Source organism: Acinetobacter brisouii CIP 110357, from assembly GCF_000488275.1.
Classification (GTDB): Bacteria; Pseudomonadota; Gammaproteobacteria; order Pseudomonadales; family Moraxellaceae; genus Acinetobacter; species Acinetobacter brisouii.
Genome location: NZ_KI530762.1, coordinates 625,496 through 651,689 on the forward strand (window position 1 = coordinate 625,496; position 26,194 = coordinate 651,689).

Annotated in this window: 22 protein-coding genes; 13 read left to right on the forward strand and 9 right to left on the reverse strand. The window is 42.0% G+C overall.

Annotated elements, in window-relative coordinates:
• Nucleotides 1–99 precede the first annotated feature (99 nt).
• Nucleotides 100–1,152: a hypothetical protein gene (locus tag P255_RS02960; RefSeq protein ID WP_004903458.1), complete on the reverse strand. Its 1,053-nt coding sequence runs from the start codon at nucleotides 1,150–1,152 to the stop codon at nucleotides 100–102.
• A gap of 156 nt (nucleotides 1,153–1,308) precedes the next feature.
• Between P255_RS02960 and pheS the strand changes: the two genes are divergently transcribed.
• The 3 genes from pheS (at nucleotide 1,309) to P255_RS02975 (ending at nucleotide 5,108) form a co-directional block, all read left to right on the forward strand.
• Nucleotides 1,309–2,289: a phenylalanine--tRNA ligase subunit alpha gene (pheS, locus tag P255_RS02965; RefSeq protein ID WP_004903459.1), complete on the forward strand. Its 981-nt coding sequence runs from the start codon at nucleotides 1,309–1,311 to the stop codon at nucleotides 2,287–2,289.
• Nucleotides 2,290–2,430: 141 nt separating this feature from the next.
• A complete protein-coding gene (gene pheT, locus P255_RS02970; RefSeq protein ID WP_004903461.1) occupies nucleotides 2,431–4,812 on the forward strand; it encodes a phenylalanine--tRNA ligase subunit beta in 2,382 nt (793 codons plus the stop codon).
• On the forward strand, nucleotides 4,809–5,108 hold the full coding sequence (locus P255_RS02975) for an integration host factor subunit alpha (protein WP_004753656.1): 300 nt from the start codon (nucleotides 4,809–4,811) through the stop codon (nucleotides 5,106–5,108). The genes pheT and P255_RS02975 overlap by 4 nt, the downstream gene beginning before the upstream one ends.
• Nucleotides 5,109–5,154: 46 nt before the next feature.
• Here P255_RS02975 and P255_RS02980 read toward each other — a convergent pair whose 3' ends face one another.
• The gene (locus P255_RS02980; RefSeq protein ID WP_004903463.1) at nucleotides 5,155–6,210 is read right to left on the reverse strand and encodes an SDR family oxidoreductase; all 1,056 of its coding nucleotides are present in this window, start codon (nucleotides 6,208–6,210) and stop codon (nucleotides 5,155–5,157) included.
• A gap of 73 nt (nucleotides 6,211–6,283) precedes the next feature.
• On the opposite strand from P255_RS02980, the gene P255_RS02985 reads away from it, so the two are divergent.
• Complete coding sequence (locus tag P255_RS02985; RefSeq protein ID WP_004903465.1) at nucleotides 6,284–6,679, forward strand: MerR family transcriptional regulator; 396 nt, start codon at nucleotides 6,284–6,286, stop codon at nucleotides 6,677–6,679.
• A gap of 31 nt (nucleotides 6,680–6,710) precedes the next feature.
• Here P255_RS02985 and P255_RS02990 read toward each other — a convergent pair whose 3' ends face one another.
• The 3 genes from P255_RS02990 to trxA form a co-directional block, all read right to left on the reverse strand.
• Nucleotides 6,711–6,956: a hypothetical protein gene (locus P255_RS02990; protein ID WP_004903467.1), complete on the reverse strand. Its 246-nt coding sequence runs from the start codon at nucleotides 6,954–6,956 to the stop codon at nucleotides 6,711–6,713.
• 406 nt (nucleotides 6,957–7,362) lie between these two features.
• A complete protein-coding gene (gene rho / locus P255_RS02995; protein ID WP_004903469.1) occupies nucleotides 7,363–8,625 on the reverse strand; it encodes a transcription termination factor Rho in 1,263 nt (420 codons plus the stop codon).
• A gap of 300 nt (nucleotides 8,626–8,925) precedes the next feature.
• Nucleotides 8,926–9,249 (reverse strand): thioredoxin, encoded by a 324-nt coding sequence (gene trxA, locus P255_RS03000; RefSeq protein ID WP_004903471.1) that lies wholly within the window; start codon nucleotides 9,247–9,249, stop codon nucleotides 8,926–8,928.
• Between the two features lie 276 nt (nucleotides 9,250–9,525).
• Between trxA and ppx the strand changes: the two genes are divergently transcribed.
• Genes ppx through P255_RS03025 form a run of 5 tightly spaced genes read left to right on the forward strand, consistent with a single transcriptional unit; the run spans nucleotide 9,526 to nucleotide 14,640 of the window.
• Nucleotides 9,526–11,046: an exopolyphosphatase gene (gene ppx / locus P255_RS03005; RefSeq protein ID WP_004903472.1), complete on the forward strand. Its 1,521-nt coding sequence runs from the start codon at nucleotides 9,526–9,528 to the stop codon at nucleotides 11,044–11,046.
• A gap of 35 nt (nucleotides 11,047–11,081) precedes the next feature.
• Nucleotides 11,082–11,906 (forward strand): acetyl-CoA carboxylase carboxyltransferase subunit alpha, encoded by an 825-nt coding sequence (locus P255_RS03010; RefSeq protein WP_004903474.1) that lies wholly within the window; start codon nucleotides 11,082–11,084, stop codon nucleotides 11,904–11,906.
• The gene (tilS, locus tag P255_RS03015; protein ID WP_081402005.1) at nucleotides 11,843–13,195 is read left to right on the forward strand and encodes a tRNA lysidine(34) synthetase TilS; all 1,353 of its coding nucleotides are present in this window, start codon (nucleotides 11,843–11,845) and stop codon (nucleotides 13,193–13,195) included. The genes P255_RS03010 and tilS overlap by 64 nt, the downstream gene beginning before the upstream one ends.
• Nucleotides 13,196–13,212: 17 nt before the next feature.
• Nucleotides 13,213–14,049 carry a pyrroline-5-carboxylate reductase gene (proC, locus tag P255_RS03020; RefSeq protein ID WP_171063627.1) on the forward strand — a complete coding sequence of 279 codons (837 nt, stop codon included), beginning with the start codon at nucleotides 13,213–13,215 and terminating at the stop codon, nucleotides 14,047–14,049.
• A gap of 24 nt (nucleotides 14,050–14,073) precedes the next feature.
• Entirely contained in the window at nucleotides 14,074–14,640 is a 567-nt protein-coding gene (locus tag P255_RS03025; RefSeq protein ID WP_004903481.1) for a YggT family protein, read from the forward strand.
• A gap of 58 nt (nucleotides 14,641–14,698) precedes the next feature.
• Here the strand turns inward: P255_RS03025 and P255_RS03030 are convergent, their stop codons facing one another.
• Nucleotides 14,699–16,015, reverse strand: a complete 1,317-nt coding sequence (locus tag P255_RS03030; RefSeq protein ID WP_004903483.1) for an MFS transporter — start codon at nucleotides 16,013–16,015, stop codon at nucleotides 14,699–14,701.
• A gap of 129 nt (nucleotides 16,016–16,144) precedes the next feature.
• Entirely contained in the window at nucleotides 16,145–16,783 is a 639-nt protein-coding gene (gene trhA / locus P255_RS03035; protein WP_004903485.1) for a PAQR family membrane homeostasis protein TrhA, read from the reverse strand.
• Between the two features lie 106 nt (nucleotides 16,784–16,889).
• Between trhA and P255_RS03040 the strand changes: the two genes are divergently transcribed.
• Complete coding sequence (locus P255_RS03040; protein ID WP_004903487.1) at nucleotides 16,890–18,104, forward strand: class I SAM-dependent methyltransferase; 1,215 nt, start codon at nucleotides 16,890–16,892, stop codon at nucleotides 18,102–18,104.
• Here P255_RS03040 and P255_RS03045 read toward each other — a convergent pair.
• Nucleotides 18,101–18,961 (reverse strand): patatin-like phospholipase family protein, encoded by an 861-nt coding sequence (locus P255_RS03045; protein WP_004903490.1) that lies wholly within the window; start codon nucleotides 18,959–18,961, stop codon nucleotides 18,101–18,103. The genes P255_RS03040 and P255_RS03045 overlap by 4 nt on opposite strands.
• A gap of 138 nt (nucleotides 18,962–19,099) precedes the next feature.
• Nucleotides 19,100–20,116 (reverse strand): AraC family transcriptional regulator, encoded by a 1,017-nt coding sequence (locus P255_RS03050; protein ID WP_370664279.1) that lies wholly within the window; start codon nucleotides 20,114–20,116, stop codon nucleotides 19,100–19,102.
• 483 nt (nucleotides 20,117–20,599) lie between these two features.
• On the opposite strand from P255_RS03050, the gene P255_RS03055 reads away from it, so the two are divergent.
• The 3 genes from P255_RS03055 (at nucleotide 20,600) to P255_RS03065 (ending at nucleotide 26,082) form a co-directional block, all read left to right on the forward strand.
• On the forward strand, nucleotides 20,600–21,847 hold the full coding sequence (locus tag P255_RS03055; protein ID WP_004903493.1) for a carbohydrate porin: 1,248 nt from the start codon (nucleotides 20,600–20,602) through the stop codon (nucleotides 21,845–21,847).
• Between the two features lie 186 nt (nucleotides 21,848–22,033).
• The gene (locus P255_RS03060) at nucleotides 22,034–24,442 is read left to right on the forward strand and encodes a glucose/quinate/shikimate family membrane-bound PQQ-dependent dehydrogenase (protein WP_004903494.1); all 2,409 of its coding nucleotides are present in this window, start codon (nucleotides 22,034–22,036) and stop codon (nucleotides 24,440–24,442) included.
• A 251-nt stretch (nucleotides 24,443–24,693) separates the two neighbouring features.
• Nucleotides 24,694–26,082, forward strand: a complete 1,389-nt coding sequence (locus tag P255_RS03065) for an NAD-dependent succinate-semialdehyde dehydrogenase (RefSeq protein WP_004903495.1) — start codon at nucleotides 24,694–24,696, stop codon at nucleotides 26,080–26,082.
• Nucleotides 26,083–26,194 lie beyond the last annotated feature (112 nt).

The window sequence follows — 26,194 nt, forward strand, 5'->3', positions numbered from 1 at the left end:
ATCATCGATATGGGTTTTTTATAATTGTTGTAGATTAAAACAAGGTTAAGTCAATCAAAAGATTGGCACATCTTTAAGATATACCAATCTGTTATCTCATTAAAAACCAAAATAATATGCCAAAGCACAAATCAACACTGTGATAATCACTAACGCGATCACATTTTTATTTGAAATCTGATGCTTATGCTGTTCGCTGGTTGCTGCTTTATGCAGATGTAAACCAGAATGGGATACTGCTTGAGCTTGTGGTGCTGGCGCATCAAATGGTGTCTCAGGTTCTATGACTTTACGCTGTGCTGTTTGGTAGTGGTTAGCAGTTTTAACAATAAATTTACTGAATAAATCATCAAGTTTTACCGAAAAATGCTTAAATGCGCGTTGTTCGTCGACCGATGAAAAGACCTGATTTTCTTCTTTATGAACTTTCGCTTGCTCAGCGAGATCAAGCTCTAGGGCTTCAAGTTTGATCAGTAATTCATTGCTTAAATTCGCCTGATATTGTGCAGGAAGGAGTGCTGATTTTTCTTCTAGGTCAATCGCAATCTTTTCTGGCTGGGTTAGATTAAACCCAGTGTAGTGCTGTTCAATAAAGCGTTGTTGCTGAACAGCTTGGGCATAAGTGGTGTTGAATAACTCTTGGGTAAGATACTGCTGAATCCGCTCCCAGTCAGGAGCTTGTAGGTCTGCCTGAATTTTTTTGTAGAGTTTGCTATTTAATTCGAAATTCCACAGGGTTTCCTGACGAATCGTGCTTTGCTGGGAAGATGGAATGAGAAATTCCTGTTCTGCATTGAACCATTCTGCCAGCTCATTGCCAAATACCCATGCGGTTTTTTTCTTGTCATGATGGCTGACAATAAAATGCGAATAGGGGAGTAATTCAATGTTTGGATTTGGATTTTTTTCATCGTTGAGCATGCTTGAAGCATGTAGGCTCAGGCGAGTTACTCCCTGTTTTTTTAGGTTTTCTAACCAGATTTGAAAATGCTGGGCAAGCAAATGCTGTGACATCAAATCACGAAACGCGAAAACATGCTCATCAAAAATGGGAAGCTCTCGCCACTGTTGCACACTCAGACCATGAGACAAATATTCATTGCCATAGGTCACTAAAGTCAGTTGTTGTTTCCAAATCGGGTCGAGTGCCATAGTGTTTCTCAGTATTACCGTTGCAATATTTTATACTTTTTACAAATCAGGATGGTATTAGAATTTTCATCGTGTACAAAGCTCATCAATATGCTGAAAAGCTGTTAGAATGACAAGTTTAATTTATTTTTTAACATTGATGCTTTGAGAGAAATTATGTCACTGGAAGCCCTGACCACTGAAGCGCTGGATGCAATTGCTGCAGCTCAAGATCTTGCTACACTTGACCAAGTACGGGTGCAGTTTACAGGTAAGAAGAGTCAGCTTGCAGAGCAGTCAAAAGCCTTAGGAAAAATGGATCCTGAACAACGTAAAGTTGAAGGTGCAAAAATTCATGCTGTTCGTGAAGCAATCAATAACGCTTTGACTGAGCGCCAAACTGCATTACAACAACAAGCATTAACTGCCAAACTGGCGAGTGAAACCATCGACATTACCTTACCAGGTCGTGGTCAGAGTATGGGCAGTATTCACCCTGTGACGCAAGTACAAGAGCGTATTTGCCAGTTCTTTACCAAGGCAGGTTTTACCGTTGCAACAGGGCCTGAAGTTGAAGACGATTATCATAACTTTGAAGCGCTCAACATTCCAGGACATCACCCTGCACGTGCCATGCACGACACTTTCTATTTTGATGCATCGCATTTGCTACGTACCCATACTTCTGGTGTGCAAATCCGTACAATGGAAACAACACAACCGCCGATTCGTATTGTCTGCCCAGGTCGTGTTTACCGTTGTGACTCTGACCAGACACATTCACCGATGTTCCATCAAATTGAAGGGTTGTATGTGGCAGAAAACACGAGCTTTGCTGAATTGAAAGGCTTGTTGGTGAACTTGCTGAATGAATTCTTTGAAAAAGATTTGAAAGTGCGTTTCCGTCCATCGTATTTCCCATTTACTGAGCCAAGTGCAGAAGTGGATATTATGGATGAGCGTGGTCGCTGGTTGGAAGTTTTGGGTTGTGGCATGGTGCATCCAAATGTTCTTCGCTCAGCAGGCATTGACCCTGAAAAATATAAAGGTTTTGCCTTTGGTCTGGGTGTAGAGCGTTTTGCAATGTTGCGTTATGGTATCAATGACTTGCGTATGTTCTATCAAAATGATGTGCGTTTCTTGCGCCAATTTGCTTAAAACAGATTTTTTTAAAATCCTCTCCTAAGCTCTTCTTTAAAAAGAAGAAGCGCTCCGCATTAAAGAATGGAATTTTCCGACAATGTGGACCTTGGACTAGGGAGAGGATGAAATATTTTAGATATATAGGTTTTTTACGAAATGAAAATTAGCGAAAACTGGCTGCGCACATGGGTCAACCCAGCAATCGATAGCAATACATTATCTGAACAACTGACCATGCTCGGCTTGGAAGTCGATGAGCTTGCACCTGTCGCCAAAGCATTTACAGGCGTTGTTGTGGGTGAGGTGCTGACAGTAGAGCAACATCCAGATGCAGACCGCTTACGTGTAACCACAGTGAATATCGGTTCAGGTGAGCCATTGCAAATCGTATGCGGTGCGCCAAACGTGCGTGTAGGCATGAAAGCACCTGTTGCAACGATTGGTGCAGTTTTGCCAGGCGATTTCAAAATCAAAAAAGGCAAGCTTCGTGGTATTGAATCACACGGTATGTTGTGCGGTGCTTCAGAGATTGACCTTGAAGATAAAATCGATGGTTTGCTTGAGCTACCTGAAGATGCGCCAATTGGTGTCAACATTCGTGAATATTTGAAACTTGATGACAATGTCATTGATATTTCAATTACACCAAACCGTGGTGACTGCTTTAGTGTCCGTGGGATTGCCCGTGAAATTGGGGTAATTAACCAATTACCCGTGACTCAGCCTGAGATTCAACCTGTTGCAGCTACCATTGCCGATGAAAAAGCAGTCGTTGTGACGACTCAAGGTGCACCACGTTATTTGGGTCGTATCATTAAAAATGTCAACGTGAAAGCAGCGACACCAGAATGGATGGAGCAAGCTTTAACTCGTTCAGGTGTACGCACACATAGCATTTTGGTGGATATCACCAACTACGTCTTGCTTGAACTCGGTCAACCAATGCATGCGTTTGACTTGGCAAAACTTGAAGGTGCGGTACAGGTTCGTCAAGCGACTGCTCAAGAAAAACTTCAATTGCTCAATGAACAAGAAGTTGAGCTGAATGAAGATGTCATGGTGATTGCAGATGATGCAAAAGCTTTGGCAATCGCAGGGATCATGGGTGGTCTAGCATCAAGCGTGACCGATGACACCCAAGATATTTTCCTTGAAAGCGCATTCTTCAATCCGCTTGCAATTGCAGGACGTGCGCGCCGTTTCGGTTTGCACACGGATTCATCTCAGCGTTTTGAACGTGGCGTAGACTTTGAATTACCAATCTTGGCAATGAATCGTGCATCACAGTTGATTCAACAGCTTGCAGGTGGTGAATTTGGCCCTGTAACTGTAGCTGAACAAACAGACCTATTGCCAAAACGTGAAGCAATTGAACTGAACCAAGCTCAGGTTGATCAATTGTTGGGTTATACCGTAGCAAGTGACTTTATTACGGATGCTTTAACTCGTTTAGGCTGTACAGTAACAGTTAAAGCACAAGGTGAGTGGTCAGTTGTACCTCCATCACACCGTTATGACATGGCAATCTACCAAGACTTGATTGAAGAAGTAGCACGTATTCACGGCTATGACAACATTCAAATCAGCTTGCCAAAAATTGACGTGCAATTGGCGACATATCAAGACCGTTTTGAATTGGCTCAATTGCGTCAAACCATCGCAACTTTGGGTTACCAAGAAGCGATCAGCTTTAGTTTTGCTGATTTGAAATTGGAAAAACAGCTCAATCCAAATGTACAGCCATTGGCATTGGCAAACCCGATTTCAAGCGATTTGGCGGTGATGCGTAGTACTTTACTCTCAAGTTTGATTCCTTGTGTGCAGTACAACCTGAACCGTCAGCAAAACCGTGTACGTTTCTTTGAGTTAGGTCTGCGCTTTGATTATCAAAATGCAACCAATATCGATGAGCTGAAACAGATTCCGACGCTAGCGTTAATTGCAGTAGGTTCGTCTGCACCAGAGCAGTGGCATGTGAAAACTCAGCCAATGGACTTCTTTGACCTGAAAGGTGAAGTTGAGCAAATTCTTGCGGCTGGACGCGTCAAAGTTCAGTATCAGCGTTCGACCCGTGAATGGCTACATCCTGGTCAGTCAGCTGAAATTGTGGCCGATGGTCAGTCGATTGGTTACTTGGGGCGTTTGCATCCATCATTGGAAAATGAATTGGATTTGGGCACAACTTGGGTGGCTGAACTCGATCAAACGGCTGTTTTGCAATCTTATGTATCTAATTTTACAGAATTATCACGTTTTCCGTCGGTTAGACGTGATATTGCGCTTTTAATTGATGATAAGATTGAGGTAAAAGAGATTCAGCAGTTAATTCAACAAACTGGTGGAGAGCTTCTCGATTCAACGTGGTTGTTCGATGTATACACTGGACAGGGGGTTGAGGCTGGTAAGCGATCGTTGGCATTTGCTTTGTTGTGGCAACATGCTTCGAGAACACTAGAAGATGCTGAAATTAAGTCAGGTATGGATCACATCATTGAAGTGTTGCAAAACACTTATCAAGCAACATTGAGGGCGTCATGACAGCATTAACAAAAGCAGAAATGGCAGATCATTTAAGTGAGCTTACGAATTTAAACCGTCGTGAAGCCAAACAAATGGTTGAGCTATTCTTTGATGAAATTAGCCAAGCATTAATCGCTGGCGAACAGGTTAAACTTTCGGGGTTTGGGAACTTTGAGCTACGTGACAAACGTCAGCGCCCTGGTCGCAACCCGAAAACGGGCGAAGAAATTCCAATTTCTGCACGTCGCGTAGTCACCTTCCGTGCTGGTCAGAAGTTTAGACAGCGCGTGGGTAATGAAATCGAACAAGACTAATCGGGTCTTGGAAAGAGAAGGGGTGATTGATTCACCCCTTATTTTTTTATAAATAATGCTGCTTAATCCAAGCAACACTTTGCATCAACTGTTCATCTAAAGACGCTTGAGATACATGATGCACTGTATATGATTGATTTGGTGTTAGTGGTTCAGTGCGTAAAAACTCGAGCATTTCCCGAGAGAGGTTGAGGCGCTGTGCAAGTGGTTGCCATCTGAGTAGTGTTGCCAGTATTGGGAGTGGAACACAAAAGTGAGGAGGCTGGATTTTAAGCTGTTTCGCAATCAATCTGACAACATGATGAAAAGATAAACTTTGCGGATGTGCAAGCAGAATTTCCTGTTGATAACTCGATCTATCCTTTAAACACTGAATGATACCTTGAACCACATGATCTACACTTACCCACGGTAAAGTGTGCCGAGCTGAGCCAGGAAGGGCAAGCATTTTACCTTGATTAATCTGTTTAACAATTTGGGTAAACACCTGATGCTCTGCAATTTCACCTGTGTTTTCAGTCCCAATCAAAGTAGCAGGATGAATCACTGTCCAGTCCAGTTTAAGCTCTTGAGCAAGTGCTAAGCTACGAAAATGCGCTTCAATTTTTGAAGCTTCATAACTACCCAGTTGACGGTAAAGCTGCTGCCAGTTGCTTTGTAATGGTTGTGCTGGATCAATCCCGTATTGCTGCAAGTATGCTTTTAATGTCAGCATATAGCCTGAAATCAGTATGACTCTCTGTAGTTGTGTCCGTTCTTTTAAGAGTTGGATGAGGATTAAACTGCCATCAACATTGGTTGTTTGAGCTTGAACCGCAGTTAAATTCCATGCAAATAAAACACCTGTGTGGATCAATGTATCCACTTGAGCTAAACGCTGCCAATCTGAAGCAGATACAGCCAAATCACGTTGTGCTAAATCTCCTTGAATATATTGTAAATGAGCAGTATCACCGCCTTTCTCTTGTAGCCATTTGCATAGCGTGGGCATTTGCTGTTCTGGGTTGCGGAGTAGAGCAACTACATCTTGTTTTTGCTGTAATAATTCTAACAGTACGAATCGTCCTAAAAAGCCTGTCGCACCTGTGACTAAAATCGCCATAATTTTTCCTTTAGGGTTATATTTCGATTTAGTCTAAACTGTGGAGTACACTCTATAGTCAAGAAGAATAATCATGCTCATTCATGCATTGGGAAAACGGGTAGGCTTAAGTCGAGATACGCTACGGTTTTATGAAAAATTGGGATTAATTGAAGCTCAGAGGGCGGAGAATGGCTATCGACATTATTCTGAGCAAATGGTTTTCCGTTTAGAGTTGATTCAGTTAGCAAAGTCGTTGGGGTTTCAACTGAGTGAAATTTCAGACTTAATCAAAATACTGGCAATACAAGAACAGCTTTCTGCTGAGCAGTTACAGGAGTGCTTAAAAGGAAAACTTGTAGAAGTTGAAGAAAAATTACAGCAATTGCATACGCTAAAAGGATTATTAGAAGGGATGTTACAACAGCAGCTTTGCCCGATTGAATTGAACTGTATGCAAAATTTAGACATAAAAAAAGAGAGTCGTTAGACTCTCTCTTTTTTCACTAGATTCGGATGAATTAGTGAGCAGCGTCAGAAGCAGCAGTTGTAGCTTGAGAAGCAGCAGTTGTAGCTTCAGAAGCTGAAGAAGTAGCTTGAGAAGCAGCAGCAGTAGCTTCAGATGCAGCAGCAGTAGCTTCAGATGCAGCAGCAGTAGCAGATGCTGGAGCAGATGCTGGAGCAGCTTCTTGAGTTTTCTTAGCACAACCAACGAAAGCTAAAGTTGTAACAACAGCAGCTGCGATAGCAATTTTCTTGAATAACATGGCATCACTCTCATAAATTAGAGACAAAAAAAACCTAAGCAAACTTGTTTGTGCTTTAATTATCCCTATACGTTCGATAGGTAACAACGCATGGAGCAAGTTTGCTGGCATGACAATATGCTATCACTGCGCATATTGAATTACTACTACTGAATGAAAAAAAAACGAAAAAAAACGGGCTTTTTAGGGGGTGTTTTAACAGAAAATAACAATAAAAAATCAAATTACATTTAGATAAATGATGGAGTAACTATTGAAAAAAGCACAGACTTTTCTTTGATACGAAATGAATGAAAAAATGAGAAAAAATATATGCTAACAAATAAGTGAAAAGATTGTGAAGATATGTAACGGTTGTCAACTTCAAGCCACTAAAAGCGTTAGTGGCTTGAAAATAACGGATGAATTATTGTTTACGTTTCATTTGTTCAAAGAAATCGTCATTGGTCTTGGTTTCTTTCATACGATCCAGTAAAAATTCCATCGCTGTTAATTCATCCATTGGATGAAGCAGTTTACGTAGAATCCATACTTTGCGTAGGTTATCTTCACTCATGAGGCGTTCTTCGCGACGAGTACCTGATTTTTTCAGGTTCATGGCAGGGAAGACACGTTTTTCAGCAATACGACGGTCAAGCGTGATCTCTTGGTTACCCGTACCTTTGAATTCTTCATAAATCACATCATCCATTTTACTGCCTGTTTCAATCAATGCAGTTGAGATGATGGTCAATGATCCGCCTTCTTCAATATTACGTGCCGCACCAAAGAAGCGTTTTGGACGTTCAAGTGCATGGGCATCCACACCACCAGTTAAAACTTTACCTGAAGATGGAATCACTGTGTTGTAGGCACGTGCTAAACGAGTAATCGAATCGAGTAGGATGACGACATCTTTTTTATGTTCAACTAGGCGTTTGGCTTTTTCGATGACCATTTCGGCAACCTGTACATGGCGCGCTGGTGATTCGTCAAAGGTTGATGCAACAACTTCACCGCGAACTGTACGTTCCATTTCGGTGACTTCTTCTGGGCGTTCGTCAATGAGTAGAACAATCAAGAAAACTTCTGGGTTATTGCGTACAATTGATTGAGCAATGTTTTGCAATAACATGGTTTTACCGGCTTTTGGCGGTGCAACAATAATTGAACGTTGTCCTTTACCAATCGGTGCGATTAAGTCAACAACACGAGCGGTTAAATCTTCTGTTGAACCGTTCCCGAGTTCCATAACCAGTTGTTCTGTCGGGAAAAGTGGAGTCAAGTTTTCAAACAGAATTTTGTTGCGTGAATTTTCAGGTGTATCGTAGTTAATTTGGTTAACTTTTAATAATGCAAAATAGCGCTCGCCTTCTTTTGGAGGGCGAATGGTTCCTGCAATGGTGTCACCTGTGCGCAGGTTAAAACGTCGAATTTGAGACGGGCTAACATAAATATCATCAGGTCCAGCAAGGTAAGAACCCGCTGCTGTACGTAAGAAACCGAAACCATCAGACAAAATTTCTAAAACACCATCGCCAAAGATTTCTTCACCGTTCATGGCATGACGTTTTAAAATCGCGAAAATAATATCTTGTTTACGGTTACGCGCCATCCCCTCAAGGCCCATAAACTCAGCAATTTTAATGAGTTCGCCAATCGGTTTTTTCTTGAGTTCAGTTAAATTCATAGGTGGTCAGTGTGTGTCGATGTAAGAACATCTAGAGTAACGATTTGGAAGTAAATGCAAGAGTCAGCCGCATGCAATGAAAGTTGCACAATAAACGCAGAATCTGTTTAGTTCATTGTTTGAAGATCAAAATAAACAATTGCAGTGCCGAGCGGCGATCTTTTGTTGTGTTGCAAGAAAGGACTTGCTTAAGGCTTTGCCTTCCTTGAGCAATAAGAATATAAGTGACATCTGGGGAATTGTCAATTTACACCAAACAAAATACGCAAAAAATGGCGTATTTTGTCGGATTTTTTAGATTTAGATATTTTCGTCGATAAATGCAACAAGACGTGAACGAGGCACTGCACCTACTTGTTGAGCAACAACTTCACCATTTTTAAACAACAATAATGCAGGAATATTACGAATATTGTAGTTCACAGCAGTTGCTTCACAGCTAGTGACGTCAACTTTAACAACTTTCACTTTGCCTTCGTACTCGCGAGATAAATCTTCTAAAACAGGAGCAATCGCTTTACAAGGACCACACCAGCCAGCCCAGAAATCTACAAGGACAGGTGTTTCAGAATCCAGAACGTCAGCTTTGAAATCTGCGTCTGTGGTATTAACTAGGTTAGACATACAAATGCTCCAATATGATCAGTTGTCAATAACAGTCTTTATTTATATAGATATATAAGTATTACACAGCTATTTTCAACATCATAGTCTGATGAATAGTTGCATTCTCGGATGCCATTGGTTTTTTGTCTAATGGATCATCACGATTGATTTAATCGACAGTAGCAATAATCATGAAAATCTAGTGAAAAACTGGCAGTTCAGCCCGTAAACTGCTTTTCAATTTGCGGTGAGTGAATTACTCTAAGCAGCAATTAAGTTGATTTGTTATGCACAATGTCTGATTTTCTGATTGATGAAGAATTGCTCGCTGCAATTGATATGGGGTCAAACAGCTTTCACTTGGCAATTGCCCGTGTAGATCACGGAGAAGTTAAGAAAGTTGTTTCAATGTCGGAAAAGGTACAGCTTGCTGCTGGATTAGATGAAAATAAAAATTTAACCGAAGCGGCCCAACAGCGTGGTTTAGCGTGTTTGGCACGTTTTGTCGGACGTTTAAGTTCAGTACAACCGAATCGTTTGCGTATTGTGGCGACCAATGCGTTACGCCAAGCTAAAAATGGACATGAATTTATTCAGCAAGCAGCTGAAATTTTGCCAAAACCAATTGAAATCATTGCTGGGCGTGAAGAAGCGCGTCTGATTTATCTGGGCGTCTCACATACCATGGCAAATGGCGGGCGTCGATTGGTAATTGATATTGGTGGTGGATCAACCGAGTTTATTATCGGTGAACAATTCGAACCTTTATGTACTGAATCTTTGCAAATGGGTTGTGTGGCTTTCACCAAAAAATATTTTGAAGATGGTGAAATTAGTTATAAAAACTTTAATAAAGCGTTTGTTGCCGCCTGTAAGGAACTTTCTGCGATTGCCAACTATTTTAAAGCAGAGGGTTGGGATACGGTTGTTGGTTCAAGCGGAACAATTAAAGCGTGTCGCCAGATTATGGTTAACATGGGCTGGAGCGATGAACAAGAAAGTGTGACTCGTGAAGGCTTGGAAAAACTCAAAGATAAATTACTTAAATATAAGCATGTTTCAGAAATGGAATTTTCTGGCTTAAAAGAAGATCGTCGAGCAGTTTTGCCAGCTGGGATTGCTATTTTATATGCAGCGTTTGAAGTTTTGGATATTGACCATCTGATGTATTCAGATGGTGCATTACGTGAAGGTGTGATGTATGACCTCCTAGGTCGTTTTAAGCATGAAGATATCCGGGATCGTAGCGTACAGGCACTGATTGGTCGTTATGGTGCTGATCCTAAACAAGCGGAACGTGTCGTAAAAACCGCTCAATTTTTATTTGATTCGGTTGCAAGTAAACTAAAATTAACCAATGAAGACAGTGACTTAATACGTCGAGCAGCCTATTTGCATGAAATTGGTTTAGCGATTAGTCATGGTGGATATCATCGTCATGGTGCATATTTGTTGCAGCATTCCGACATTCCTGGTTTCTCGCAAATTGATCAAAATCATCTATCACATTTGGTTGCACATCACCGCCGTAAATTGCGTAGTGAAAGCAAAATGGATGTTTTAAAGGTTGGGGGACAGTCTTTAGTTTATCTTTGCTTGCTGCTTAGACTGGCTGTTTTACTCAATCATAGTCGTAGTGATCAGATGCTTCCTGCCATTGAATTAGAGGTCTTGGATGCGCAACAATGGCAATTAACTGTTTCTGGCGATGCGAAACAATGGCCATTACTGGTTGCAGATTTGCACGATGAGCAAGAGCAATTTAAGCATTGGGACATTGATTTGATCATTCAGTCGGAAAAATTTATTGATTAACTCGATTCGGTTAATTTAAGGATAATATTCGACCTATGAAAAATAAATCTGCTCAATCTCAAGCATGGAAAACTGTACAAATTGCACGTCATCCTGACCGCCCACAGTTTTTAGACTATGCAAGTGAATTATTTGATGAGTTCGATACATTGCATGGTGACCGAGTTTTCGGTGATGACGGTGCAATGATCGGTGGTTTAGCACGTTTTAATGGTCAGCCCGTTATGGTGGTTGGTCAGCATCGTGGTCGTACCACTCGTGAGCGTTTAAAACACAACTTTGGTATGTGTAACCCAGAAGGCTATCGTAAATCACAGCGTTTACTTGATCTTGCTGAGCGTTTTAACCTGCCTGTATTTACCTTTATTGACACGATGGGCGCTTATCCTGGTGTTGGTGCAGAAGAACGCGGTCAGGCAGAAGCGATTGCAACGAGTCTTGCTCAGCTTTCTCGCCTAAAAGTGCCAGTGATTGCGACTGTGCTGGGTGAAGGTGGTTCAGGTGGTGCTTTAGGAATTGGTGTTGCTGACCGTGTGATCATGTTGTCACATAGTATTTATTCAGTGATTTCACCTGAAGGTTGTGCATCTATTTTGTGGAAAACTGCCGAGAAAGCTGAACAAGCTAGTGAGGCGTTGGCATTGACTGCTGACAAATTACAAAAAATTGGCATTGTGGAACACATTGTTGATGAAGGCGAGGGCGCGCATTTAAATCCTGATCAAGTCATGGAAAACTTACGTGAAGTGCTCACTCAAGTCTTGGCAGAATTACAACCGATGGATGCTGAAGCACGATGCGAAGCACGTTATCAACGTTTAATGAAATTTGGAAGCAGCAACTTAGGTTTAGCATCTTAAGAGATGCTGACCAGTATTTTTCTCAGCAGAGCTTTCTAATTGGATGTAGCGGCGGCATGGATTCCATGCTGTTGCTATATTTGATGCACTCGCTTTTCCCTCAGCGTGTTCGCGCCATTTATATTGATCATCAATTACAAGCACCGAGTCAAACTTGGGGTGTAATGGTCGAAGATTTCTGTCATAAGTTTAATATTCCCTGTCTTGTTCAGGCTGTCGAAGTTGCTTCTGGTAACCTTGAACAGCAAGCACGTCATGCTCGTTATACTGCCTTTTTGCAACATAAGCAGGCGGATGAAGTATTAGTTCTAGCGCATCATCAGCAAGATCAGGCTGAAACAGTGCTTTTGCGGCTATTGTCAGGAGCAGGAGTGGGCGGTCTGGCAGCGATGCGTGCTATAGATGCGCGTGAAGATTTCACCATCTGGCGACCTTTACTGGATATTTCCCGTGAACAGATTGCACAGTGGGTCAGCCAGTTACAGCTTCCTTATATTGATGATCCCACCAACGCCGATCCGCATTATGATCGGGCATGGTGCCGAACTGAACTGTGGCAAATATTGCAACAGCGCTTCCCGCAAATGCAGTCGGCTTTAGCTCGTAATGCACAATTAATGCAGGACGCAGATGATATTTTACAAGAGGTTGCACAGCAAGACTGGCGGCAATGTGGTGATCACACACATCTAAACTTGGATACCCTGCAACAATTAACACCTGCACGGCAACGACAATTACTGTCTGCATGGATGAAAGGCGAGCTGACTTATCGCCCGAGTTTGGATGCTGTACTGCGTTTACAGCAAGAAGTCATTCAGTCAAGAGCTGATGCGCAGGCTTGTCTGTTTATCAAGCCTTATTATTATGTGCGTTTTCAAAAGCAGATATACCGCTTAACCACGCAGCAGTATTTATGTAAGCAAACAGATGTGATTCCAGCACAGCAACAAGTTCGATGGACAAAACAACAGCCTGTTACATTGATTTCGGGTAAATATACTTGTCGTGAGTCGGAGTATGGTCTATCTCCTGAATTGTTAGATACACCACTTATGCTGTATCCGCGTGTAGGGGGAGAAAAGATTCATTTGTATGGTCGAGTAGGTGCATGGCCACTGAAAAAAGCTTTGCAGGATGCACAAATTTTTCCTTGGTTACGTCATCGGGTGCAAATTTTGGCAAAAGATGATGTTATTCTAGGAGTCTTTACCCCTCAGGGATTTTGGCTTGCACAGTCTTGTTACTGTCAGCATGGTGGATGGCAGCCAAAACTTATCCATGAGTAATAAAAACATTGTCGAGTATGAGCATGAACAGCGCTTTAAATTGCAATATCAGTTTTATTGGTGGCGGAAATATGGCTCAAGCCTTAATTGGCGGGTTAATTTCACGCGGTCTTCCTGAAAATCAGATCCAAGTTGCAGATCCCGTTGAGCAAATTCGTTCAATCCTGCAAGAAAAAAATATTGCGGTATTTGCTGATAATGCTAAAGCAATTGAAAATGCAGATGTGGTCGTGCTTGCAGTGAAACCACAGGTTTTAGCAGATGTTTTAAAACCATTACATGGCTTGTTTGAAGGTAAGTTAATTATTTCTATTGTTGCAGGCGTAACGATTGAGATCATTGCAGCTTTGACTGGAACGCAGCGTATTGTGCGAGTCATGCCAAATACTCCAGCACTGGTACAAACAGGTGCGCATGGTATGTATGCTGATGCTTCGGTGAGTCAAGAAGATCGTAATTTGACAGGTAAAATTTTAGCAGCAACAGGACTAGGGCTTTGGGTAAATACTGAAGCACAAATCGATGCTGTGACCGCAGTATCTGGTTCAGGGCCTGCATACTTTTTCTATTTGATGGAAAGTATGATTCGCGCTGGCAAGAATATGGGGCTAGATGAAAAAGTCGCTGCTGCGTTGACTTTGCAAACTGCTTTGGGTGCTGCACAAATGGCGATTAGCAGTGATAAGACGCCTGCTGAACTGCGTAAAAATGTGACATCACCAAATGGTACAACCCAAGCTGCTCTTGAAGTGTTTGATCGTGCACAGGTTTCACAAAGTATACAGACAGCATTAGCTGCTGCTCAAAAACGTAGTCAGGAATTGGCTCAAGAATTAAGTGACAGTATCAAATAAATTGAAAGGTAGGAAAAGTAGCCGATGGGAATGACTTCGACGCTATTTGGTATTTTGATGAATGTCGCAATTTTGCTGGTGTTCTTAAGATTCTTAATGCAATTAGCGATGGTAAATCCATATAACCCTGTAGTTTTATCTACCATTAAAGCCACTAAAATTGTAGATATTTTTAGCTCGATTTTTCCGACATTGGCAAAAGGACGGGTCAATCTCGCTGCTTTGGTTTTGTTGGTGATGATTTATTTGTTAAAAATCGTGGGTGTGGCATATTTGTCGGGTGTTATGCCGCATGGCGCAGTTCATCTGATTATTTTAACTTTTGTGACGATGATTCAGGACTTAATTACGTTTTGTCGTTATCTGATTTTTGCCACGATTATATTGGGGTGGGTGGTATTATTTACTCAGTCAAACTCTCCGTATATTGAAGTTGTACAAGAACTTGCAGAGCCTTTGCTTGCGCCGTTTCGTCGCATTTTACCGAACATGGGGATGATTGACTTATCCCCAATTCTGGCATTTTTAGCATTATATATTGCTGAAGCACTTATGAATGAAGTTGCCCGAGTATTGCTCATAGGACTGTAACAACATCTAAAATAAAAAAACCAGCATGATTGCTGGTTTTTTTATTGCGTGTGATAACTCAGACTTGGTCGTTAACATTCACATCTTTGGTTTCACGGATACATAAAAATGCCAGCAGAGAGAGGATTGCTGCTGCAGATAAGTAATAACCTACAGTGGCTAAACCATAATTTTTTGCTAGCTCGGTGGCGATAAGTGGCGCAAAAGAAGCACCCAAAATACCTGCCAAGTTAAAGGTGAGCGCTGAGCCTGTATAGCGTACTGAAATTGGAAATTGTTCGGATAACACTGTTCCAATTGGGCCGTAGGTCAGCCCCATAATACTTAAGCCGATACATAAGAATATAAACACAGCAAACAGACTGCCAGAAGCAAGAAGTGGCGCAAAGAAAATTCCGAACACCGCAGCGATTGCACAAACCAAAATAGACGTGGTTTTACGTCCAAATTTTTCAGCAAGTACCGCAGACAGAGGAATTGTTCCTGCAAAACATAGAGTCGCAACCAACTGGATTTCAAGGAACTGATTACGGGTATAGCCCAGTTCGGTCGTTCCCCATTGCAGCGCAAAAACTGTAGTGAGATAAAACACCACAAAGGTACAGATTGCAGCAATTGTACCTAAGCACAGAGACTTGAAATGTTTGGTGAAAACATCTTTTACAGGAATGTTAACTTCTTTTTGCTTGTCCAAAACCTTCTGGAAGGCAGGTGTTTCTTGTAGTTTAAGTCGAATATATAAACCTACAAACACGAGGATAGCACTAGAAACGAAAGGAATCCGCCAACCCCACTGCATGAACTCTGCATTCGACATGCAGGCGCTGAGCAGTAAAAATGCGCCTGTTGCTAAAATAAACCCGACGGGCGCACCAAGTTGAGGAAACATGCCATACCAGGCACGTTTGCCTTCAGGAGCATTCTCAGTGGCAAGTAAAACTGCACCGCTCCATTCACCACCTAGACCTAAGCCTTGGCCTAAACGGCACAGTGCCAGTAACAATGGTGCAACTACGCCAATTTGTGCATAAGTGGGTAATAATCCGATGCTGATCGTGGAGATACCCATCGTCAGTAAGGCTGCAACCAATGTGGCTTTACGCCCAATACGATCACCCAAATGCCCAAATAATGCTGCACCAATCGGGCGAGCAATAAATGCAATCGCAAAAGTGGCTAAAGACTGAATACGTGCAACGCTTTCGTCACCACTTGGGAAGAACAGATGTGGAAAAATAATTACTGCGGCAGTTGCATAAATATAAAAATCAAAAAATTCAATGGTCGTACCCACTAAACTGGCTAACAATACGCGAGTTTTTGAGTTTACGGGTACAGCCTGTGCTTCTGCTGTTGTAGATGTCGATGACGCCATAATTCAACCTTTACTTAAAAAACAGACATGGTTAACAGCGTAATCTTTTTAAAAAAATACCTAATTTTTTAAAAAAATACGAAAGACACCACACTTTTAAGCAGGGTTACTACAACTAAAAGATGGGTGTTAAGAAAAAGCGTATAGATAGACTGCCAGGAAATGTGATCCTGCGCCAATCAGTACAAAAATATGCCAAATAACATGGGTATATCTTACCTTTTTTAGGGCATAAAACAATGCACCCACCGTATAGGCTAACCCGCCAGTAATCAGGAGCATTAAGCAGCCATGGGGTAAATAACGCTGCATATCATCCATCATCAACACGGCAAACCAGCCCATCAGTAAGTAGGCAATCAGTGAAACTTTATTAAAACGGTGCGCCAGGCAAAGTTTGAATACTGTACCAATGGCAGCAATACTCCATAATGCAATCAGTAAATAATGCGCTTTTGCAGTGGGAATATTTAAATATAAAAAAGGTGTGTATGTTCCCGCAATCAGATAATAAATGGCGGTGTGATCCAGTTTTTTATACCAGTGACGTTTAGCTGCGGTTTTCGCCCAATGGTATAGCGTTGAACATACCAACATTAAAATCAGGCTGAATGCATAAATCCATAAACTGAACCATTTATCCATACTGAGAAAAGCGCTTTTATACAGCAATAAAGTGCTGGCGAGGATGGCAATCACTGCACCAGCCCCATGAGTTAAGACATTAAGGTGTTCTTCTGAGGAGTCGTAGTTAGTGACATTCGACATTATTTTAATGATAACCTGATTAAAAATACATTTGTATATTAATTCAGTTTTGCATTTAAGGTAAGAACAATTAGAATGGATTTGTAAATTTCTTTAGGTTGTGATTATGTCCATACTGACTCAGCGTTCTGAACAGGAACAACAATGGCTTGCCGAGTTGCAGGCAGCTTTAACCGATCATCATTTTCAGCGTTTAGTATTGAGTCAGTACCAGGGCGAGATTGCGGAGCTTGAGAAGGTTAGTTTTCGCATCATCGAAATTCAACAGCAGCCTAAACTCTGTGCGGTTTATCAATATAAAACCCAAGACGTTACTAAAAATTATGATTTTACCGAGGCTTATAATTGCATCGCAGAATTGCTTGCCGGCTGTAAGCAAGCCAACCTGTTTGTTGAGGGCGAAGAATTACAGCTCAAACGAACCAAAAAAAAAGTGATCCTGACGCGTAGCCAAAAGCAAAACACCACAATGACCCAGCAAGCGCATAATCGTGAGAAACAACGTTATATTTTGCAGGAACAGGCCTATTTGCAAGATTTGGGGATTACTGATCATAAAGCCCAACTTGTGCCAAGTATGGCAAGAAAGTGGAAGCAAATTAATAAGTTTATTGAAATTTTTTCCAATGCGATTGAGCAGATTACCCCAGAAGATCGGGCATTGCATGTGGTGGATTTTGGTTCGGGGAAAGGTTATCTGACCTTTGCCATGTATGACTATTTGCAGCAGCAAGGTTTACAACCCAAAATTACAGGCGTGGAACTGCGCGATAACTTGGTCGAGTTTTGTCAAAAAGTTGCAGATAAAAATCAATTTAGCCAACTGGAATTTTTTCAGGGTGATGTCCGCAGTTATCAACCTGAGCATTTAGATGTGATGATTGCATTGCATGCTTGTGATATTGCCACGGATTTTGCCATTCACTGCGGCATTCGTCTGAATGCTTCGGTGATTATGTGTGCGCCGTGCTGTCATAAAGAGTTGCGCCCGCAACTGAAAAGTCCTGAAGTGCTGAAACCGATGCTGCATTATGGTATTCATCAGGCACAGCAGGCGGAAATGCTCACCGATACCATTCGGGCGTTGCTGCTTGAAGCCTATGGTTATGAAACTAAGGTGTTTGAGTTTGTATCTTTAGAGCATACCAGTAAAAATAAAATGATTTTGGCAGTACGCCGTAAATCGGTGAGTGTACCTGATGCTAAAATCATGGCACAGATCGAAGCGTTGAAGCAGATGTATGGCATTGGTCAGCATAGCTTGCAGCGATTGCTGGAAAATGAATTGGTCGATCAGGATCGGGCAGGCTGCCGCTGCTAAGCTCGCAGCAACTGTTGCCAATCCTGCATGGCACGATAACCTGCTTCAACACCGACCTGATAGCTATAACGCAGACGCTTCGGGTCTTGGCACAGACGATTTGCCATGTATTTGTGTTCGGGAGGGTTAATCTCCAGAATTTTGAGCGGTTGTGGTTTGCGTAAAAAATCGACGGACTGATTGTAGTGTTCGCCCCGTTGTTTCAGGCTTTGGGCAAAACCATGATGCTGTACGAAACGAGAAAGTAAAGCATCCGTTTTTTGACCTTGTTTGGCATAGTGTCGAGGTCGGGTGCGAATCACCATCAAGGCATCCATTTGGTGTTGTTGTGCAGTCCATTGCACAGGTAAAGCATCGGCAACACCACCATCAAAAAATGGCTGCTGCTGTACCCAAACGGGTTGTCGTGTAATAAACGGAATAGAACTCGAGGCCCTTAAACTGTCGAGTAATGTCTCAGGTTGGGCACGCTGATAATGTGCCTGACCTGTATGTGCATGGGTCAGTACAATATAAAATTCGGGATGATTTTTGAATAATGTCGCAAGATCTAAAGGGTTTTCTTGTTCCAGCACATCCCACATCCATTTGACATCCATCAAGTCACCACCTTTGAAAAAGCGTTTGAGCTGAATGAATTCGGGGCGTAAGGTCTGATCAAGGAAGATATCTAAGTTACGTCCTTTTTGCTGAGCGAGATAACTGGCTAAAGTGGTGGAGCCCGATGAAACGCCGACATATAAGTGAAAAGGATTGAATTGTTCTGTCAGGAAGGCATCAACTACGCCTGTACTGAAAGCTGCTCGCATCCCGCCACCTTCCACAACTAAGGCGCTAGATTGAATAGCATGATTCATATCGTTTTGATCTGTTTGTTCAAAATCGTATTATGCAATAGATCGGATTTTTATGGTTTTATGAGGTGTGATATGCGGAGTCATTTTACGAAAGGGAAAAAACAATCTCAGGCATTTCGCCTGAGATTGTTTAGAATTTTATAATGAACCGTGTAATTGGCGATATAGACCTGGGGTCACGCCAGTCCACTTTTTGAAAGCACGGTGGAAGGTGCTGGTTTCACTAAAACCGACTTGCTGTGCGACATCTTCCAGAGTCAGACTTGGTTGTAAAAGCAAGTGAATTGCAGCATCACGACGTAATGCATCTTTGACACCTTGATAGCTTTTGCCTTCAGAAGCCAAACGACGACGCAAAGTTTGTGGTGAAAGATAAAGCATTGAAGCAACATCATTAAGCGTTGGCATTTCTTCGCCAATATGGCTTTTCAGCACATCACGAATACGTGTGGTCAATGAGTTGATGTTTTTAAATTTCACTAAAAGCTGTGCAGGAGCAACTTTTAAGAATTCTTCCAGTGTTTCTTCATTTTGACGAATCGGTAAATCGAGATAGTCTGCCGCAAAAGTAATTTCAGTCCGAGGAGCATCAAACTGCATCAGTGGTGCAAAGAATAATGCATCGTATTCATCTGCTTGTTCTGGACGCGGGTATTCGAAATTCACTCGTTCTAAAGAAATGCGACGGTCAATCAACCAAGATGCCAAGCCATGCCAAATCATCAGCATGCTTTCAGTCATAAAGTGGTCTGGGTCGAGTTCACGAGGAATAAGAGGAACTAGACGTGCTTCGTGTTTATCGCGTTCAATCGCAATAAACCAGTCATCACGAAATAAACGATAAAACTGTTCTGATAATTCAAGCGCTTGGCCTAAAGTTTTGGCATGAATGATCAGTTGGCACATCATGGCAAATGTACCCAAACGACGCGGTTCTGTGGAAAAACCAGCATGTTCGTCTTGGGTCACCATCCATAACATTTGAATAAAACGGGTGTACTGTTCGGGAGAAACACGGGCTTTAGGTTGTTTGAGTAATTCAGCTTCGATGCCGACATGTGAAAGGAGAGTTTCGACATCCATGCCCAGTCTTTTCACACCAGTCAAAGCTGCATTCACGAAATGTATACTAATCGTGTCGCGGCTGACATTGATTCCTTCAATCGCTTTGATATTCACAAATAATTGACCTAAATGAAGATAAAAAATTATTAAGGCAATTTGCATTGTCTGTAAAGGGAAATTTATTTTAATTGCTGCAAACTGGTGCTGACATGGCGGAATATGACATTGTTTTTATCAAAAGTTGCACACTTGATGATTCGGTTTGAAATGAACGTCATGTATAAAATATTAAAAACTTGAGTATAAAAATTGGTATTTTTTAAGCAAATGAATTTGCACTAAAATTGTGCCTAATTTTAACTTGATCATTTTTTGAAAAAATTTAAAAAATCGCAATCAAAAAATAAACAGTTGATTTTTATTGTTCTTTAAAAATAATTAATTTTTTTAAGTATTTAAAAATAAAATATAGTTTTGTTATTTGGATTGCCTGACTGAGGTAACAAAACACTCAACATTTATTACAAAAATAATAGTATCCTACGCGTTTCGATCAACAACATAGAGTTTTCAATGTTGCGTAGATTTGCTTTTATCTCTCAAGTATCCATGTGTTCTGTCATGGTTTCCCTTGCTGCTCAGTCACACGCGGCTGATGCATTTAGCACCGAAAGCCCATATATGTTGGGTGATTGGAATGGGCAACGGGCAGCCTTAAAGGAACAAGGATACGACTTCTCTCTTGGTTATACAGGAGAGTTGGCTAATGTGCTTGATTCAAAAAATACATCAAGCCATAGCACAGAATATTCGGGTCAAGTGAGCTTGGGTGCTCATCTGGATTTGAACAAGATCTTGGGTTGGCAAGATACTGAAGCGCAGATGACTGTGACTGAACGTCATGGGCGCAATTTGAGTAATACCTCGGATGCCTTGAATGGGCAGTTAAGCTCAGTTCAGGAAGTTTGGGGACGTGGGCAAACTTGGCGTTTAACCGATTTCTGGATCAAACGAAAATTCCTTGATCAAAAGTTAGATGTCAAAGTGGGGCGCTTTGGTGAAGCTGAGGAATTTAACAGTTTTAACTGTGATTTCCAGAACCTTGCACTTTGTGGCTCGCAAATGGGCAACTGGGCAGGTGACCAGTGGTATAACTGGCCAGTTAGCCAGTGGGCTGTCCGTGTGAAATATCAATTGCAACCTAACTTGTTTGCACAAGTCGGGGCATTTGAAGTAAACCCTGAAAACCTTGAACGCGGTAAAGGCTTTAACCTTAGTACAGATGGTTCAAAAGGCGCATTAATTCCTGTGGAATTGGTGTGGCAGCCAAAATTAACTGCTGCGCAGTTACCGGGTGAATACCGTTTGGGCTATTTCTATAGCACAGCAGATGCCAGCAAATTGAATTCACAAGCACAAGACATTGCCAACACTTCAGCACATAAACAAGGTGGTTGGGTGTCTGTCAAACAACAGTTAACGATGCATCAGGGTGATGTGAACCGTGGTTTGACTGCTTGGGCGAACTTTACTTTCTTTGATGATGCAACCAATGCTGTGACCAACATGCAAAATTTTGCACTCAGTTATAACGGCTTATTTGATGCTCGTCCGCAAGATGAAATTGCAGTGGGTGTTGGACGCATTCATAAAAGTGCGCAGGGTTATAATAGTGAATATGATGCCGAATTGTACTATGGCATTCATGCAACCAACTGGCTAACTGTGCGACCAAACATCCAGTATGTTCGTCATGTAGGTGCTTTGAAAGACGGTAACAATGCTTGGGTTGGTGGTATCAAATTCGTCACAGCTTTCTAATCTGACAGAACGTTCAAATCCTTATTGCACTGCATGTGCCTAGTTTTGTGCAAAATATAAACAAAACTGGGCTTTTCTCTCACAATGCAGTGTGTTCTTGTTAAATGAAAATCATTATTTCATATCAAGTAAAAGCTTAGGGCTTTTGCTTTGGTATTGATTTAACCAAAATATCGAGGTGTGTTTATGACTCAACCCTCACAACGCTCAGGTTTTCAAACTTTGATGGCAATTGCGATTGCGCTGATTGGTTTGATTTTACTGGCTGGCGGTGCGTATGCCGCGTTCTTGGGCGCTTCTTTTTATTATGTGATTGCTGGAATTTTATTATTCATTTCGGCAATTTTATTATTACGTAATTCTGCGGCTTCGTTACTGGTTTATGCAGCACTTATGCTTGCCACCATTCTTTGGGGTCTTTGGGAAGTCGGTTCGGACTTCTGGGCATTGGTTCCTCGTTATGACATCTTGGGTGTAATCGGGATTTTACTGTTATTACCTGCGGCAACGCGTGGTATTCAACAACCTGTAAAACTGAGTCGTATTGCCTTGGGTTCAACCCTTGTGATTGCCATTTTAGTGATGGTGTATTCGATCTTTAATGATCCACAAGAAATCAACGGTACGATTACCAACCAACAGCCTGCAAAAGCACAGGCAGTCTCAGGCGTTGCTGAAGGCGACTGGCCTGCGTATGGTCGTACTCAAGGTGGTGTACGTTATTCTCCACTGACTCAAATCAATGATAAAACGGTCAAAGATTTAAAAGTAGCATGGACATTCCGTACTGGTGATTTGAAAACGGGCAATGACTCGGGTGAAACCACCAATCAGGTGACGCCAATCAAGATTGGCGACAACATGTACATGTGTACCACGCACCAGTTCCTGATTGCGCTTGATCCAGCAACAGGCAAGCAAAAATGGCGCTTCGATCCGAAACTCCAAACGAATCCAAGCTTCCAGCATTTGACTTGTCGTGGCGTGTCTTATTTTGATGCCAACAATACCCAAGGTTTTGCAGCGAGTTTGCAGCATAAAACTTCAAGTTCAGCGCAATGCCCACGTAAAGTCTTCTTGCCCGTCAACGATGGTCGTTTGATTGCGATCAATGCTGATAATGGTCAACGCTGTACTGACTTTGGCAACAATGGTGAAGTGAATTTACAAGCCAATATGCCGTATGCTTATGCAGGTGGTTATAACCCAACTTCTCCACCAGTGGTGACAGGTACAACTGTGATTATTGCGGGTTCTGTAACGGACAATTACTCTAACAAAGAACCTTCTGGTGTGATTCGTGGTTACGATGTCAACACAGGTAAATTGTTGTGGACATTCGATACTGGCGCGCAAGATCCAAATGCTTTACCAGGTCAGAACACAAACTTTGTCAACAACTCACCAAATGCATGGGCACCGCTTGCCTATGATGCGAAACTGGATATTGTCTATATTCCAACAGGTGTAGGTACGCCTGATATTTGGGGTGGTGACCGTAATGAGTTGAAAGAGCGTTATGCCAATTCGATGTTGGCGGTGAATGCAACCACAGGTAAACTGATCTGGCACTTCCAGACCACACATCACGATTTGTGGGATATGGACGTACCATCTCAACCATCACTTGCCGATGTTAAAACCAAAGATGGTCAAACGGTTCCTGCAATTTATGTCTTGACCAAAACAGGTAATGTATTTGTTTTGGATCGTCGTACAGGTAAAGCGATTGTACCGATTCATGAACGTGCTGTACCGCAAAAGGTTGAGCATGGTCCACAAACAGCAGGTGAACGTTACTCTGCAACCCAACCATTCTCGGATCTGGATCTGGCACCACAAGGCAAATTGACTGATAAAGACATGTGGGGCGCGACCATGTTTGACCAGTTGATGTGTCGTATTGAGTTCAAGAAACTGAACTACAATGGTATTTATACGCCACCATCTGTCAACGGTACGCTGGTATTCCCAGGTAACTTGGGTGTGTTTGAATGGGGCGGCATGTCCGTCAACCAAGACCGTCAAGTTGCAGTCATGAACCCAATCGGATTGCCATTTATCAGCCGTCTGATTCCTGAAAATCCAAACCGTAAAGAAACTGCCAAAGGTGCAGGCACTGAGCAGGGTATCCAGCCAATGTACGGTGTGCCGTATGGTGTGGAAATTAAACCATTCTTGTCACCAGTGGGCTTGCCATGTAAACAGCCTTCATGGGGTTATGTTGCAGGTGTGGATTTAAATACCCATCAAGTGGTTTGGAAAAAACGGATTGGTACGATTCGTGACAGCTTGCCAAAATTGTTCCAGTTACCAGCACTGAAAATTGGTGTACCTGGTTTGGGTGGTTCGATTTCAACTGCAGGTAATGTCATGTTTGTGGCAGCAACTCAAGACAACTATATCCGTGCTTACAATGTCAGCAACGGAGATAAACTTTGGGAAGCGCGTTTGCCAGCAGGTGGACAGGCAACACCAATGACTTATGAAATCAATGGTAAACAATATCTTGTGATTATGGCGGGTGGACATGGTTCATTTGGTACCAAGATGGGTGACTACCTAGTTGCTTATGCCTTACCAGATGCCAAATAAGCTATAAGCTTTGATCAAAATGCTTACTTCGGTGGGCATTTTTTATATCTATAACAATATTTTGGGGAAAAGTAGGGGAAAAGTAGGCGAAGTGCTTGAGCTAAATTTGTTAAAAAATAGATGAACTTTTAGTAATTATATTTTTATATTTATCAAAGTTTTATTGAAATTTGATCTTGGTGATCAGATCAAGAGCACTAATCTACGCTTTAGTCGTATTCGTGCCGGATCATAACAGAAGGACGTAACAAATGGCTTATGCTACAGTCAATCCATATACGGGTGAAACTTTAAAAACTTTTCCAACTGCAAGCAAGGAAGAAGTGCTTGAAGCGATTGATCAAGCTTACAACACTTTTTTAAGTTGGAAAGAAACCAGTTTTGAACAACGTGCTGCAATCTTGAATAAAGCAGCCAGTATTTTGCGCAATGAAACCGATAAATATGCACAATACTTAACTTTGGAAATGGGTAAGCTATTTACTGAAGCAAAGCTTGAAACCATCTTGTCGGCTGAAATTTTAGAATATTATGCCAAGCATGCCGAAAAATTATTAGCACCAGAAAAACTCCCAACTGATGCACAAGGCGTTGAAGCAACCCTATACCATGAACCACAAGGTGTATTGCTTGCAGTTGAGCCGTGGAATTTCCCGTTCTATCAAATCGCACGGATCATCGCGCCTCAACTGTCAGCAGGTAACACGATTCTGTTAAAACACGCGTCAAATGTGCCACAAAGTGCCAACGTGTTTGAAGAATTGATGCTTGAAGCGGGTTTACCTCAAGGCGCATTTAAAAACTTATATTTAGCGCATGAACATACTGCAGTGATTCTCAACGATCGCCGTGTATGTGGTGTGGCATTGACAGGTTCTGAAGCAGCAGGTGCAATTGTGGCTGCTGAAGCAGGTAAGGCACTGAAAAAATCAACTTTAGAGTTGGGCGGTGCAGATGCTTTTGTAGTGCTTGAAGATGCTGATCTACAAAAAACTGTGGACTGGGCGGTGATGGGTCGTCACTGGAATGCAGGTCAGGTTTGTGTTTCGTCTAAACGCCTGATTGTGGTTGATGCAATTTATGATCAATTCTTGGCATTGTACAAAGAAGGTGTGGCAAAACTTAAAGCAGGCGATCCGATGGATCCTGAAACCACGCTTGCGCCATTGTCTTCACAAAAAGCCGCTGACGATTTGAAAAAACAGGTCGAAAAAGCGATTGAAGCAGGTGCTGTGGTTGAAGTGATTGGTGCGCCAGTGCCAGAGCAGGGTGCTTTCTTCCAGCCATTACTCATGACCAACTTGCATGAAAATAACGAAGCGCGCCATTGGGAGTTTTTTGGCCCAGTGACTCAACTTTACCGTGCCAAAGATGAAGCCGATGCGATTCGTATCGCGAATGATACGCCGTTTGGTTTGGGTGGTTCGGTGTTTACCCAAGACCATGCACGTGGTGTTGAAGTTGCAAAACAAATCTATACAGGTATGGTGTTCATTAACCATCCAACTATGGTGAAAGCTGATTTGCCATTTGGTGGGGTTGCACACTCGGGTTATGGTCGTGAACTGATCGGTTTAGGTATTAAAGAGTTTGTGAATCATAAACTTGTTGGTGTAGCAGATATTGATGCACCATTCTAAACAGCACTGAAATACAAGTTTTAAAAAAAGCTGACCTCAATCGAGATCAGCTTTTTTATTGCAGAAAGCTCTTTATCAGTAAAACCGTTATTAAATATGTAAAAAAAGCATT